This window comes from Paenibacillus sp. sgz302148, from assembly GCF_056120465.1.
Genome location: NZ_JBVYOJ010000029.1, coordinates 55,727 through 68,401, shown reverse-complemented (window position 1 = coordinate 68,401; position 12,675 = coordinate 55,727). Strand labels below are relative to the sequence as shown.

Genomic DNA, 12,675 nt, shown 5'->3' with positions numbered 1-12,675 from the left:
CCGAAGGAATAACTCCGCTCGACTTGCATGTATTAGGCACGCCGCCAGCGTTCGTCCTGAGCCAGGATCAAACTCTCCATTAAAGAAAAGCTGATTTGTGCTCAATTTAAAACTTTGGCTTATTCGCTCGTTGTTCAGTTTTCAAAGAACAATTCGTTTCTTTCTTGCATCACCGCGTCTCAGCGGCGACTCTTATACTATATCACTTCGCCCATCGTTTTGCAAGTACTTTTTTTTCGCTATCGACTTTTGTCTTCGCGTCCAATTCGTATTTGCCTTATTAGGGGCGAGGAATAATGTATCATGGACCGGCTATACATGTCAAGCATCAATTTTTCTGGCGTGTAGATTTAGCGTTTCTAGCGTATTTGGACAGCTCTTTGGGCGTTGCAAAGCGGGCATACATCCGGAAAATGATTTTGTACCGGTTGGAGATCGCGTTTTTGATTTCACCTTCAAGTCTGGAGTCGCTCAAATCAAGCAGCATTTCGTCAAGCTCTTTGCGAAGCACGTAATCAAGCTCCCTGCATTCCCGATCATTGAATAAAATCCCTAGCATACGATAACGTCCTCCTTGGCAACCTGGTTCAACAAAATCGGATTTTTTGTCGCCGTTTTGTATTGCGTTACTGTTATGCTCAGATTTTCCCATTTTTATGATCTTGCAGATCAAAAATATTAACCTCTCATTAACCAGAAAGTAAACGTACTCTCGATAATCGCCGCTATCAATAGGCCTGCGACAACGATAACCATCATCGGAACCGAGAAACGCAAATAACTCTCTAGAGCACGTTCTTTCGCAAACGCCTCTTGACGCGACGGACGGATGGAACGAATGATCGTTTGCACAATGAGTGCGCCGAAACGGATTCCGTAGGCGCAAGCGAGGATGATCATCGGGATCTCAATAATTCCGTGCGGCAATATCCCTTTAACAATCAATTCAGCTATATTCGCCCCATTCGCAGAACTGATAAAAAACAGCCGCCCGATTATCATCCCGTTAAATACGATAAACACAACCGGAATAAACCCGAACGCACCGCCCAAAAACATGACGAAAATCGATTTAATGGCATTATTCAAGAAGATGAAGATCAAAAAATAAAGCTGAGGGTTGTCCTGAGTGCTCAGCTGCTGAGAAATGTTGCTTATTCCTCTCAACTGATTGTCCAGGAATAAGCTGATCGGATTTGAAGATCCGCCTACCACGATACCTGCGAAGAAAAGCACGAATGTCACACCGATGTAGTGCCGCATTTCATAGAAATGCTGAAGAATTGCCCGTTTGTTGAACATGGGAGCCTCCTAAAAAATTTGGCATCAAGCGAAAATCGGAAGAATATCTCAGTTGTACGAGCATACATTGAAAGTAAACAAGCCTATGGAAAGTTAAGAGAGGAGCGCCTGGTGAACATGAACTTTTTTTATGTGCTCAACGGAAAAAAAATGAAGCAATATTTCTTCATCGCAGTTGCCGTCTTATTTGCGGTAGGGGTCGTTTATGTGGAAAGAGACAATATTTCCGTATTCTCGTATAACGGACCTTCCGCCGTCTACAGCGTACCGACAGAGAAGAAACAAATCGCCCTGACATTCGACATCAGCTGGGGAGAAAAACGAACCGAACCGATTTTGAACATTCTTAAAGAGAAGAATATCAAAAATGTTACATTCTTCTTATCCGCTCCTTGGAGCAAAAGCCATCCGGATCTCGTCAAAAAAATTGTGGACAGCGGTTTTGAAATTGGCAGCCATGGATATAAGCACGACAATTACAGCAAATTCAGCGATGAGGAAATTCGCAAGCAAATCACGACGGCCCACTCTATCTTATCCGAGGTAACCGGCAAACAGCCGAACTTGATCCGCATGCCAAACGGGGATTTCGACAAACGCGTTCTGCGCATCGCAAACGAGTTGAATTATACCGTCATTCAATGGGATACGGATTCCCTTGATTGGAAAAATCTCGGCGCGGAGGACATCGTGAACCGTGTCGTGACCAAAGCTCATGCGGGCGATATCGTACTGCTGCACGCAAGCGATTCCGTAAGGCAAACGCACGAGGCGCTTCCGGTTATCATCGATAAGCTCCGTGCCGAAGGCTACGAGTTCGTTACGGTCAGTCAATTGCTTAAGCAAACGGACTTAAACGAAAAACAGGTCGAAGACAAGACGACGTTTTATCAAAATCTGGAGGCCGCAGGGTACGGGCTATAACTTTCGAGAGCTATTTCGCCACTGCGGCGGAAGGCTCTCTTCTGCTTTTGACAAGCCGGTGCAGCATCAAAATTTGGTATGCATTGCAAATAAACAAAGGCAGCATCATAAACAAGATGGTTGTATTATTGTTCTGCTGCAGCGCCGGAACGGCTTCCAGCGTCGTGAGCGTCGTCATGAAAAACAACGTCGGGATAAACGCCGATTTATTCGTCATCTTAGACTTCCAATATGCAACCGCAAGCGATACTAGCAGAAGAACGACCGAGACGTCGTAATAAGGAAGCCACTGCTCCGTCCCGGCCCTCAAATAACGCAAAAAGCCTAATTCGAACAAAGCGACAAGGATCGCAAACAACTGCACAAAGTTCCATGTTGATTTGCGGCGGAAAAATCCGTTCGCGAAATAATTGACGGTCAAATATGCAAAAAAGCCCATTTGACTAATAATGCTGATTGTCATGCCGACAAGCGACATCGAAAAAACGTTAAAACCAACCTCGGACAATCCCAAAATATCCACTTTCTGATCGTTAAGCAGCAACCCCATTCCCGTCGCCACAGCGCCGACCGCCCCGATTAACAGCGTAGTCCAAAATAAAAAGAACCAACGTTTTAAGTTCAAAACCTTCTCCTCCTGGTGCGTATATTCCCCGTTTATTTTACCAACGTTCACAACAAAAAGCCAATATCCCGCGTCATAAACCGCTTGCTCCTTCGGCATAATAACAGCATCACCGCTTAGGAAGGGAGCAAATGATGACCGATGCGGAAATCAACAAAATTATGGATTATGGGATGCGGTGCTTTGTTGCTTTTATCCGGTTGTACCGGCGGCCAATCTTCCGGCGGCGGTCAGCCGAGCTATAAGGAAATGAAATCGATGGTTGTCGATATCCTCCAAAGTGAGGAAGGCAAAAAAGCATTGCAGGAAGCACAAGCGAGCAGTAGCGGCCCCGCAATGCAAATGAAGATGTTGAAAGACGATACCCAATTAAAAATGACGGTAAAGGACGTACTTACCGCTCCGGATTTTCATAAGCAAATGGAAAAAATCATGACCGATCCTAAGTTTTCCGGAGATTTCGCCAAAGCGATCAGCAAGGAAAACAAACAGCTGCATAAAGATTTGATCAAGGACCCGGATTATCAAAAAGCGGTCGGCGAAATTATAAAAACATCCGAATTCGATAAAATGATTCTGGACGTCATGAAAAGTTCCCAATTTCGGAAGCAAACAATGATGGTCATGCAGGAATCGATGGATAATCCCCTGTTCAAGGTAAAAATGATGAAGCTGTTGGATAAAGTCGTTGAAGAACAGTTGAAACCAAAGCCGGAAGCTGAAGGTGAAGGCAAGGGAAAAGGAAAAGGCAAAGGTAAAGGCAAAGGCGCCGGGGGAAGCAGCGGCGGTGGTGGCGGAAGCAGTAAATAAATTTTGCGTATGCATATAAGCCTGAAATTAAAAAAAGGCTGTCGCGTGAAGCGACTAGCCTTTTTCCGTTATGGCGATAATCCGTTCGGCGACATCCAGATAGATGCGGCCAGTCGCACTGTCCGCACTATAGACGGAAGGCGAATAATCCGGCTCTGTCGGCAAATTATCCGGGGCGCCCAGCGGAATCTGGGCCAGCATCTCGGTGTGCAGCGTCTCGGCCAGCTTCGCTCCGCCGCCGCGACCGAAGATGTAATCTTTGTTGCCGCAGCTGCCGCATTCATAATAGGACATATTCTCGATGACGCCGAGAATGTCATGATTGGTCCGCACGGCCATCGCCCCGGCCCGGGCCGCAACGAAGGAAGCCGTCGCATGCGGCGTCGTCACGATTATTTCATTGCTCTGCGGAATCATCTGGTGAACGTCCAGCGCGACGTCGCCGGTTCCCGGCGGCAGATCGAGCAGCATATAGTCGAGCTCTCCCCAGTTCACTTCGTTAAAGAAGTTGCGCAGCATTTTGCCGAGCATCGGGCCGCGCCATATGACCGGAGCGTTATCTTCAACGAAAAACCCCATAGACATCACTTTAACGCCAAATCGTTCGATCGGCGTAATTCGTTCGTCGTTCACTTCCGGACGTTCCTCAATGCCCATCATATCGGGCACGCTAAAGCCATAAATATCGGCATCGATCACGCCTACCTTCTTGCCTTGACGCGCAAGAGCAACGGCTAGGTTCACGGTTACGGTCGATTTGCCGACTCCCCCTTTGCCGCTTGCGACGGCAATAAAGCAGACATTAGAGTCTTTGCCAAGCAGTTGAGCGGAAGCTACGGCTTTGGCGTGTCCAATCGGCCCTTGAGCCTCTTTAGGCGGCTCGGCGCCCGCACTCGAAGCTTTGCGTTTCAGATCGTTCAGCTCGACCTCCGAGATCGGGCGGAAACGGATATGCGGATCCGGGATACCTACCTTCTGAAGCGCCTCTACAATCTCCCGCTGAATGCCTTCTTTGGTCCGTTCGCTCTCCGGCGTTAATACAACGGTCAACGAGGCTTGGCCTTCCTTCACCATGATATCGCGGATGAAGTTCAACTCAACGAAGCTGCGATGAAACTCGCCGTCGATGAGAAAGCGCAATGATTCCAGCAGTTGTTCCTTCGAAACCATCGGTTTTCACCTCTATATGTTTGAAATGGTATGTACATGTTCCTTGTTCATTATAGCATAGTTTTACGGTGAACCAAGTTTTTCGCCTGATACGTAACGCAGGATGCCCTTATACATCGAAGCGGCCACCTTCTTCTGGTACGTCTCGTCCGCCAGCTGCCGCGCCTCGCTCGGATTCGACAAGAAACCGACCTCCACCAGGGCGCTTGGAGGCAATGCTTCTTTCAACAAATACACTTTATCTACCGTAAGCACTACACGTTCCGTGTTGGCAAGATTACGTTTTATTTCGTTCTGAATAAACGTAGCCAATGTTTTGCTGTCGGGATTTCGAGGGTAGTAGAACGTTTGTGCGCCTGCCCAGCGGGTCGATGGGATGCTATTCATATGAATGCTGATCAGCACATCGGGATGATGCGAGTTGACGAATTCAACCCGGCGCTTCAGATCCTCCGTCTTCCGCTTGCTGAGCCCTTTCGTCGCGGCATCCGCCAAATCGGTATCGGTCTCACGCGTCATGATGACAAGAGCCCCGGCTTGCTGCAAATAATCGCGCAAATGAAGCGCGATAGCCAGATTGATGTCCTTCTCGATCAAGCCTTCCTTACTGGAAGCACCGCCGTCCGCACCGCCGTGCCCTGCGTCGATGGCGATCGTCTTCCCGGATAAAGGCAGCGTCCAGAAGCTCCATGTCGTAGTCGTCGGCATCTCATACGCGAACACAGCGACGACGGAGCAAACAAGCAGGACCGCTGCCATGAGCTTCAACGCGCCGCGGGCATTCAGCCATACAATCAACCTTCTGCGTACACGCATGAAAAAATCCACCTCTTGTCCATATAGATTCTTTATCATCTTATGGGACAGGGTGGATGTTTATACCTATATTCGATTAGGATTTGGCGACGAAATGCTCGGCCATGCCTTCGATGAGCACTTGCGCGACTTCCGGACGGGTAAATTCAGCCGGCGGGCATACGCCGTCGCGCAGCAGCCCCCTTACTTTGGTGCCGGATAAATGCATATGCTCGGATTTGTCATGCGGGCAAGTTTTGCTCGAGGCCATGTTGCCGCATTTCGTGCAAAAGAAGCTATGCTCGAAGAATAACGGCGTAATGCCGAGTTCTTCGGCCGTAAAGTTGCGGAAGATTTCTTGCGCTTCGTACGTGCCGTAATAATCGCCTACGCCCGCGTGGTCGCGTCCTACGATGAAATGGGTGCAGCCGTAGTTTTTGCGCACCATCGCGTGGAAAATCGCTTCACGCGGTCCTGCATACCGCATAGCCGCCGGGAATACGCCCAAGAATACGCGATCCTTCGGATAATAGTTCTCGAGCAGGACAAGATAGCTCTTCATCCGCACATCGGCGGAAATATCGTCCGATTTCGTCTCCCCGACAAGCGGATTCAAGAACAGCGCATCGACGATTTCCATGGCGCTCTTCTGAATATATTCGTGTGCGCGATGGACCGGATTGCGCGTCTGGAATCCAACGACCGTACGCCATCCTTTGTCCGAGAAGATCTGACGGGTCTGCGCCGGATCGAAATAAAACTCTTCGAATTTATCGGGTTTCGGACGATTCAGCACGGTTATGGACCCTCCGACATATGTTGAAGGACGGGACAGCAGCTTCTGCACACCTGGATGTTCGATATCGTCGGTCTTATACACTTTCACGGCTTCGTATTTCTGATCGACCTGATAAATGCTTTCGACCCGAATTGTCCCATAAATGACTTGGTCGTCTTCACCGACAAGCGCAGCTTGCTCGCCGATGCTCAAAACCGCCGCGGTAGCGTCTTCCACTGCCAACGTAATCGGAATACTCCACACCGTACCGTCCGCAAGACGAATGTTGTCAACAACCGAACGGTAATCGGCTTCGTTTAAAAATCCGGTTAGCGGGGAAAATGCACCGACTCCGATCAGGTCAAGATCGGAAATCGTCCATTTGTTCACTTGGATCTGCTTGAATTGCCCGGCTTGCTTCAATAATTGCTCACGCTCTTCGCCAGTAGCGACGCGATTGATAAGTGTGCCGCCATGCGGTTTGATCGTACTCACGCGATTACCCCTCTCCAATGTCTATGGATCTCATGATACCATTTATTTATGCAACCCGCACTCCGTCTTGTCATTACCCGACCAGCGCCCTGCGCGCGGATCTTCACCCGGCATGACCGGACGCGTACAATGCTCGCACCCGATGCTTGGATAATTGCGGTCATGGAGCGGATTATAAATCACGTCGTTCTCGCGAATATAGTTCCACACATCTTCGGAAGTCCAGCTTGCGAGCGGATTAAATTTGACTAGACCAAACTTCACGTCATATTCCACTTTCTTCGCATTGGCCCGGGTCGGTGCTTGATCCCGGCGAATTCCGGTAATCCAGGCGTCGTACTTGGATAAAATATTCGTTAATGGCTGTACTTTACGGATATTGCAGCACTCATTCGGATTGCTTTTCCACAATTCTTCGCCGTATTGCGCGGCTTGTTCCGCCGGGGTCAAATGCGGCTTCACTTCTACGAAGCTCATGCCATATTTTTCGATTAAACGATCGCGGGTTTCATACGTTTCTTGAAAATGAAAGTCGGTGTCCAAGTAAAAAATGTCGGTTTTCGGGCTTACCTTCTGCAAAATATCGACGAGCACCACATCTTCTGCGCCAAAGCTGCAGGCGAACGTAATGTTCGGGAATGTTTCGACTGCCCATTTCACGACCGTTTCGGCGGATTCATTCTCAAACTGTTCAGCTGCTTGTTTGATGAGTGCTTCCTTTTCAAATAAATTCATTTTGGATTAAACCTCCCCGTTTATTTAATTCCAAGTATTCAAATATGAATTAAAACCATTGTCTTTATTATATGTTTTCCGATCTCATTGTCAATGGTTTTCAGAAAAATCGCGTACCTTTTATTCGTATTCAAAAAAAGCCCAATGCGTGTGTTGATTTACCTAAGTTCCGCCAAGTGCAAAAAAAAGAACCTTTCCTGTTTGCAAGAAACAGAAAAGGTTCTTCGGTAAGCTGATTAACGCTTCGAGAATTGCGGAGCGCGACGAGCAGCTTTTAAGCCGTATTTTTTACGTTCTTTCATGCGTGGGTCACGCGTTAAAAATCCTGCTTTTTTCAAAGACGGACGGAATTCAGGATCCGCTTTGAGCAGCGCGCGGCTGATGCCGTGACGAATTGCACCCGCTTGGCCGGACATGCCTCCGCCATGCGTAATAACAAGCACGTCATATTTAGTCAACGTATCGGTCATGTTGAGCGGTTGCTTAACGATCAGCTTCAACGTTTCCAAACCGAAGTATTCGTTAATGTCGCGTTTATTGATCAAGATTCGTCCTTCACCCGGTACAAGGCGCACACGCGCTACCGAGTGTTTACGACGACCCGTCCCATAGTATTGAACTTGTGCCATGAAACAGACCTCCCTTTCGATTATCCTCGAAGTTCGTAAACTTCAGGTTGTTGTGCTTGGTGCGGATGCTCGGAGCCGGCATATACTTTCAGTTTCGTCTTCAGGCTGTCGCCCAGACGATTCTTAGGAAGCATACCGTGTACGGCAAGTTCGATCATGCGCTCAGGTTTTTTGTTCAGCATTTCTTGGGCGCTAGTCGTTTTCAATCCGCCCATGTAGCCGGAGTGACGGTAGTACATTTTGTTTTGAAGTTTTTTGCCTGTCAGGACGATCTTGTCCGCGTTGATAATGATGACGAAATCACCAGTGTCAACATGAGGCGTAAATTGTGGTTTGTGTTTGCCGCGAATCAGGCTAGCCGCTTCGCTTGCAAGACGGCCCAGCGTTTTGCCGGCAGCGTCGATCAACAACCACTTATGCTCCGTATTACTTGCATTAGCCATATATGTGGTACGCATCGTTAATCCTCCCAATACAAGGTTCATCTATTCCGATGTCCATTAAAATTCATCATTTATTGTTAACGTTGTGTAATCTCTTAATTTTGGGGCTGTGGGAGAGCCATTAAGAAACACAAACATTATTTTACTACATTGCCGGGCAATAATCAATATCCATTCTCTATTCCTTCATAAAATACTTCACATAACGTAAGTCCGTGAGCAACGGCCGTCGGACCGGCAAAAGAGCGATCCTGCGCAGCCAAAATATTCGCCATCTGCTCGCTCTTGAGCTTGCCTTCGCCTACCCAAACTAAGGTCCCTACGATGATCCGTACCATGTTGTATAAAAAACCGTTGCCGGTAATATCGATGTGTATGACGCCTGGCTGTTCGATTTCCAATGTTGCTTCGTACACTGTACGAACATGCGATTGCTTCGTCGAGTGACGTGACGTAAACGAAGTAAAATCATGCTCTCCGACTAGATAAGAAAGGCCATTGCGCATGGCCTCCACATCAAGCGGAGTGGGATGATGAAACTGGGTATGCCGCTGAAACACATCGGGAAAACGATTGTTGTTGATCGTATAGCGGTACGTCTTACGTTTGGCCGATCTGCGCGAGTGAAAATCAAGCGGAACCTCGATCGCTTTCCACACGACGATATCTTTGGGCAATCTCGTATTGAGCGCCAGACACCATCGCCTGATCGGAATGGCAGATGCAGTCGTAAAGTTGAATACTTGACCCATGGCATGTACGCCTGCGTCTGTCCGCCCCGAGGCGATGATTTTCGTTTCTTCCCCGGTCAGGTGCATGATCGCATCCTCGATATGCTTCTGCACCGTCTCGAGTCCCGGTTGGGTTTGAAAACCGTTGTACGCCGTTCCCACGTAGCTGACGGTCATACATAAATTCCGCATGCTTTTCCTCCGCACATCGAATCGTACACCTTATACTTTCTTCTATTCAAAAAGAAAAGCTCCTTACGGAGCCCTTTCAAAGAAGTTTAAGTCTTAAGCGCGATCCACCAATTCCAAGTAAACCATTGGAGCGGAGTCTCCTCGACGAGGACCCAGCTTCAGAATGCGCGTGTATCCGCCTGGACGCTCCGAGTAACGAGGTGCCAGTTCCGAGAACAGCTTTTGAATCGCATCTTGATCTTCGGTGACTTGCTCGCGACGAACGAAAGCAGCCACTTGGCGACGAGCATGCAGATCACCACGTTTTGCCAGCGTGATCAGCTTCTCGGCGATCGAACGAACTTCTTTCGCCTTCGCTTCAGTCGTTTGGATGCGTTCATAGATGAATAAATCGGTAACCATATCGCGGAACAACGCTTTACGCGCGCTCGAATCGCGACCTAATTTTTGGTATGCCATGAATTTCCCCTCCTTCTGCAGGATCTTATCTGTTTCGATAAATTAATCTTCTACGCGAAGTCCAAGTCCGAGCTCTTCCAGCTTCTCTTGTACTTCCTCGAGGGATTTACGTCCCAAGTTGCGGACTTTCATCATATCCTCTTCGGTTTTCGTGATCAGCTCTTGAACCGTATTGATGCCTGCGCGTTTCAGACAGTTGTAAGAACGAACGGAAAGATCAAGCTCTTCGATCGTCATCTCGAGAACTTTCTCTTTTTTGTCTTCTTCTTTTTCGACCATAATTTCCGCGTCTTTCGCCTCATCGGTCAAACCGACGAACAGCATCAGATGCTCGGTCAAAATTTTCGCTCCGAGGCTCACTGCTTCTTCCGGCCGGATGCTGCCATCTGTCCAAACTTCGAGGGCTAGTTTGTCATAGTTGGTCACTTGTCCGACACGGGTATTGTCCACAGTGTAGTTAACTCGGGTGATCGGTGTGTAAATCGAATCAATCGGAATTACGCCGATCGGTTGATCTTCTCTCTTGTTCTTATCTGCTTGCACGTAACCGCGGCCGCGGTTTGCATGAATACGCATGTGCAGACGAGCGCCGGCAGAAAGCGTAGCGATATGAAGATCCGGATTCAAAATCTCAACGTCGCTATCGGCGCGAATATCTCCGGCCGTAATATTACCGTCGCCTTCCGCGTCAATCTCCAACACTTTCTCTTCGTCGGAATGAATGCGCAGCGATAGCTTCTTGAGGTTCAAAATAATTTCCGTAACATCTTCGATCACGCCAGGTACCGTGGAAAACTCATGCAGTACGCCGTCGATTTGCACCGAGGTGACTGCAGCGCCAGGCAAGGAAGAAAGCAAGATGCGGCGCAGCGAGTTTCCGAGCGTTGTACCGTAGCCGCGTTCAAGCGGTTCTACGACGAATCGGCCATATGTTCCGTCTTCGTTGATGCTTACGGTTTCTATTTTCGGCTTTTCGATCTCAATCACTACAATAACCCTCCTTCACAACGTCGCGCTCTTTGACTTGCAAAGAGAAAATGTAACCTTTACGTGAAATCATGTAGTATGCCTATCCTTCACAACCATTATTCACAAGTTGCAAATATTTATACCACATACAGACGTCATGAAATTACACGCGGCGACGTTTCGGCGGACGGCAACCGTTGTGAGGAACCGGTGTTACGTCTTTAATCAGGTTGACTTCAAGACCTGCTGCTTGCAGAGAACGAATCGCTGCTTCGCGGCCGGCGCCTGGGCCTTTAACCATCACTTCAACTGTTTTCAAGCCATGCTCCATCGCAGCTTTTGCGGCGGATTCCGCAGCCATTTGCGCTGCATACGGCGTGCTCTTACGGGAACCTTTGAATCCGAGGTTTCCGGCGCTGGCCCAAGAAATTGCGTTTCCGTGCGGGTCCGTAATCGTAACGATCGTATTGTTGAACGTAGAGCGGATGTGCGCTACGCCAGACTCAATATTTTTCCGGTCGCGACGTTTCGTACGAACAACCTTTTTCGCTTTAGCCATTCCTTAATCACCTCTTCTTATTTCTTTTTGTTTGCTACAGTACGGCGAGGACCTTTACGCGTACGCGCATTTGTCTTCGTACGTTGTCCGCGAACCGGCAGGCCGCGACGGTGACGAACACCACGGTAGCAACCGATCTCGATCAGACGTTTAATGTTTAGCGAAATCTCACGACGAAGATCGCCTTCCACTTTAACGGATTTATCGATGACTTCGCGAAGTTTGCTAACTTCGTCTTCCGTCAAATCGCGAACGCGAGTATCCGCGTTGATTCCGGTAGTGGCCAGGATTTTCTGGGAAGTCGTTTTGCCGATTCCGAAAATGTATGTCAGCGCAATCTCGACACGTTTGTCACGAGGCAAGTCAACACCAGCTATACGAGCCATTCAGCTGCACCCCTTTCTTAACCTTGTTTTTGTTTATGCTTCGGATTTTCACAGATTACCATCACGTTACCTTTGCGGCGAATGACTTTGCATTTCTCGCAAATCGGTTTGACCGAGGGTCTAACCTTCATGTGAATTACCTCCTATTTTCGATACGTTATACGCCCTCTTGTCAAATCGTACGGCGATAACTGTACAACCACTTTGTCTCCGGTCAGGATTCGGATAAAGTGCATCCGCAATTTCCCGGACACGTGGGCAAGAATTTGATGACCGTTCTCCAGTTCAACTTTGAACATTGCATTCGGCAAAGGTTCGACTACCGTACCTTCGACTTCAATGACATCTTCTTTGGCCACCGTCAATCTCCTTTCGTATCGGCATCCGTCAGTGCCCGCTGCACAAATTTCGTTATGGCGTAACGCAATTTGCCATTCGTCACACGTCCGGTTTCCCTTAAACTGTCTACAACCTCGCTGCTGATCTCAGGCATGAGTTCCAGATGCGCGATGTTTTTCTTCTTCGGCTGGTCGAATTTGCGTTTGTTTCCATCGGCAATTCGCACAAACCGATCGTCGATAATGTCCACGATCACAGCGTATTTCTCGGAATCCCTTCCGCGCAAGGCCATCACGATTTGTCCGAGTTGTGGTTTGCCCATTCGCTCCACGCT

The 12,675-nt window shown here is 48.5% G+C and carries 19 protein-coding genes and 1 rRNA gene; 2 read left to right on the top strand and 18 right to left on the bottom strand.

Features of this window, described 5'->3' with window-relative positions:
* The 3 genes from AC0LWM_RS29730 to AC0LWM_RS29720 form a co-directional block, all read right to left on the bottom strand.
* A 16S ribosomal RNA gene (locus AC0LWM_RS29730) occupies nt 1-83 on the bottom strand; the annotation flags it as partial.
* Nucleotides 84-328: 245 nt separating this feature from the next.
* Nucleotides 329-559 carry a hypothetical protein gene (locus AC0LWM_RS29725; RefSeq protein ID WP_474678658.1) on the bottom strand — a complete coding sequence of 77 codons (231 nt, stop codon included), beginning with the start codon at nt 557-559 and terminating at the stop codon, nt 329-331.
* Nucleotides 560-678: 119 nt separating this feature from the next.
* Complete coding sequence (locus tag AC0LWM_RS29720; protein WP_474678657.1) at nt 679-1,302, bottom strand: stage II sporulation protein M; 624 nt, start codon at nt 1,300-1,302, stop codon at nt 679-681.
* 117 nt (nt 1,303-1,419) lie between these two features.
* On the opposite strand from AC0LWM_RS29720, the gene pdaB reads away from it, so the two are divergent.
* A complete protein-coding gene (gene pdaB, locus AC0LWM_RS29715; RefSeq protein WP_474678656.1) occupies nt 1,420-2,226 on the top strand; it encodes a polysaccharide deacetylase family sporulation protein PdaB in 807 nt (268 codons plus the stop codon).
* A 10-nt stretch (nt 2,227-2,236) separates the two neighbouring features.
* Here the strand turns inward: pdaB and AC0LWM_RS29710 are convergent, their stop codons facing one another.
* Complete coding sequence (locus AC0LWM_RS29710) at nt 2,237-2,851, bottom strand: KinB-signaling pathway activation protein (RefSeq protein WP_474678655.1); 615 nt, start codon at nt 2,849-2,851, stop codon at nt 2,237-2,239.
* 183 nt (nt 2,852-3,034) lie between these two features.
* Between AC0LWM_RS29710 and gerD the strand changes: the two genes are divergently transcribed.
* Nucleotides 3,035-3,661 (top strand): spore germination lipoprotein GerD, encoded by a 627-nt coding sequence (gene gerD / locus AC0LWM_RS29705; RefSeq protein ID WP_474678654.1) that lies wholly within the window; start codon nt 3,035-3,037, stop codon nt 3,659-3,661.
* A gap of 54 nt (nt 3,662-3,715) precedes the next feature.
* On the opposite strand, the gene AC0LWM_RS29700 is transcribed toward gerD, so the two are convergent.
* The 14 genes from AC0LWM_RS29700 to AC0LWM_RS29635 all read right to left on the bottom strand — a co-directional run bounded on the left by AC0LWM_RS29700 (nt 3,716) and on the right by AC0LWM_RS29635 (nt 12,663).
* Entirely contained in the window at nt 3,716-4,831 is a 1,116-nt protein-coding gene (locus AC0LWM_RS29700; protein WP_474678653.1) for an Mrp/NBP35 family ATP-binding protein, read from the bottom strand.
* 63 nt (nt 4,832-4,894) lie between these two features.
* A complete protein-coding gene (gene cwlD, locus AC0LWM_RS29695) occupies nt 4,895-5,647 on the bottom strand; it encodes an N-acetylmuramoyl-L-alanine amidase CwlD (RefSeq protein ID WP_474678652.1) in 753 nt (250 codons plus the stop codon).
* A 76-nt stretch (nt 5,648-5,723) separates the two neighbouring features.
* Entirely contained in the window at nt 5,724-6,899 is a 1,176-nt protein-coding gene (gene sat, locus AC0LWM_RS29690; RefSeq protein ID WP_474678651.1) for a sulfate adenylyltransferase, read from the bottom strand.
* A gap of 42 nt (nt 6,900-6,941) precedes the next feature.
* Nucleotides 6,942-7,634, bottom strand: coding sequence for a phosphoadenylyl-sulfate reductase (locus AC0LWM_RS29685; protein ID WP_474678650.1), 693 nt, complete (start codon nt 7,632-7,634; stop codon nt 6,942-6,944).
* 236 nt (nt 7,635-7,870) lie between these two features.
* Nucleotides 7,871-8,263, bottom strand: a complete 393-nt coding sequence (gene rpsI, locus AC0LWM_RS29680; protein WP_474678649.1) for a 30S ribosomal protein S9 — start codon at nt 8,261-8,263, stop codon at nt 7,871-7,873.
* 20 nt (nt 8,264-8,283) lie between these two features.
* On the bottom strand, nt 8,284-8,721 hold the full coding sequence (gene rplM, locus AC0LWM_RS29675; protein ID WP_474678648.1) for a 50S ribosomal protein L13: 438 nt from the start codon (nt 8,719-8,721) through the stop codon (nt 8,284-8,286).
* 149 nt (nt 8,722-8,870) lie between these two features.
* Nucleotides 8,871-9,629, bottom strand: coding sequence for a tRNA pseudouridine(38-40) synthase TruA (truA, locus tag AC0LWM_RS29670; RefSeq protein ID WP_474678647.1), 759 nt, complete (start codon nt 9,627-9,629; stop codon nt 8,871-8,873).
* Nucleotides 9,630-9,722: 93 nt separating this feature from the next.
* Entirely contained in the window at nt 9,723-10,088 is a 366-nt protein-coding gene (gene rplQ / locus AC0LWM_RS29665) for a 50S ribosomal protein L17 (RefSeq protein ID WP_474678646.1), read from the bottom strand.
* 42 nt (nt 10,089-10,130) lie between these two features.
* Nucleotides 10,131-11,075 (bottom strand): DNA-directed RNA polymerase subunit alpha, encoded by a 945-nt coding sequence (locus AC0LWM_RS29660; RefSeq protein WP_474678645.1) that lies wholly within the window; start codon nt 11,073-11,075, stop codon nt 10,131-10,133.
* A gap of 145 nt (nt 11,076-11,220) precedes the next feature.
* A complete protein-coding gene (rpsK, locus tag AC0LWM_RS29655; RefSeq protein ID WP_474678644.1) occupies nt 11,221-11,616 on the bottom strand; it encodes a 30S ribosomal protein S11 in 396 nt (131 codons plus the stop codon).
* Between the two features lie 17 nt (nt 11,617-11,633).
* Nucleotides 11,634-12,002 carry a 30S ribosomal protein S13 gene (rpsM, locus tag AC0LWM_RS29650; RefSeq protein ID WP_474678643.1) on the bottom strand — a complete coding sequence of 123 codons (369 nt, stop codon included), beginning with the start codon at nt 12,000-12,002 and terminating at the stop codon, nt 11,634-11,636.
* A 17-nt stretch (nt 12,003-12,019) separates the two neighbouring features.
* Entirely contained in the window at nt 12,020-12,133 is a 114-nt protein-coding gene (gene rpmJ, locus AC0LWM_RS29645; protein ID WP_003333770.1) for a 50S ribosomal protein L36, read from the bottom strand.
* Between the two features lie 12 nt (nt 12,134-12,145).
* Complete coding sequence (gene infA / locus AC0LWM_RS29640) at nt 12,146-12,361, bottom strand: translation initiation factor IF-1 (RefSeq protein WP_474678642.1); 216 nt, start codon at nt 12,359-12,361, stop codon at nt 12,146-12,148.
* Between the two features lie 2 nt (nt 12,362-12,363).
* Entirely contained in the window at nt 12,364-12,663 is a 300-nt protein-coding gene (locus AC0LWM_RS29635) for a hypothetical protein (protein WP_474678641.1), read from the bottom strand.
* Nucleotides 12,664-12,675 lie beyond the last annotated feature (12 nt).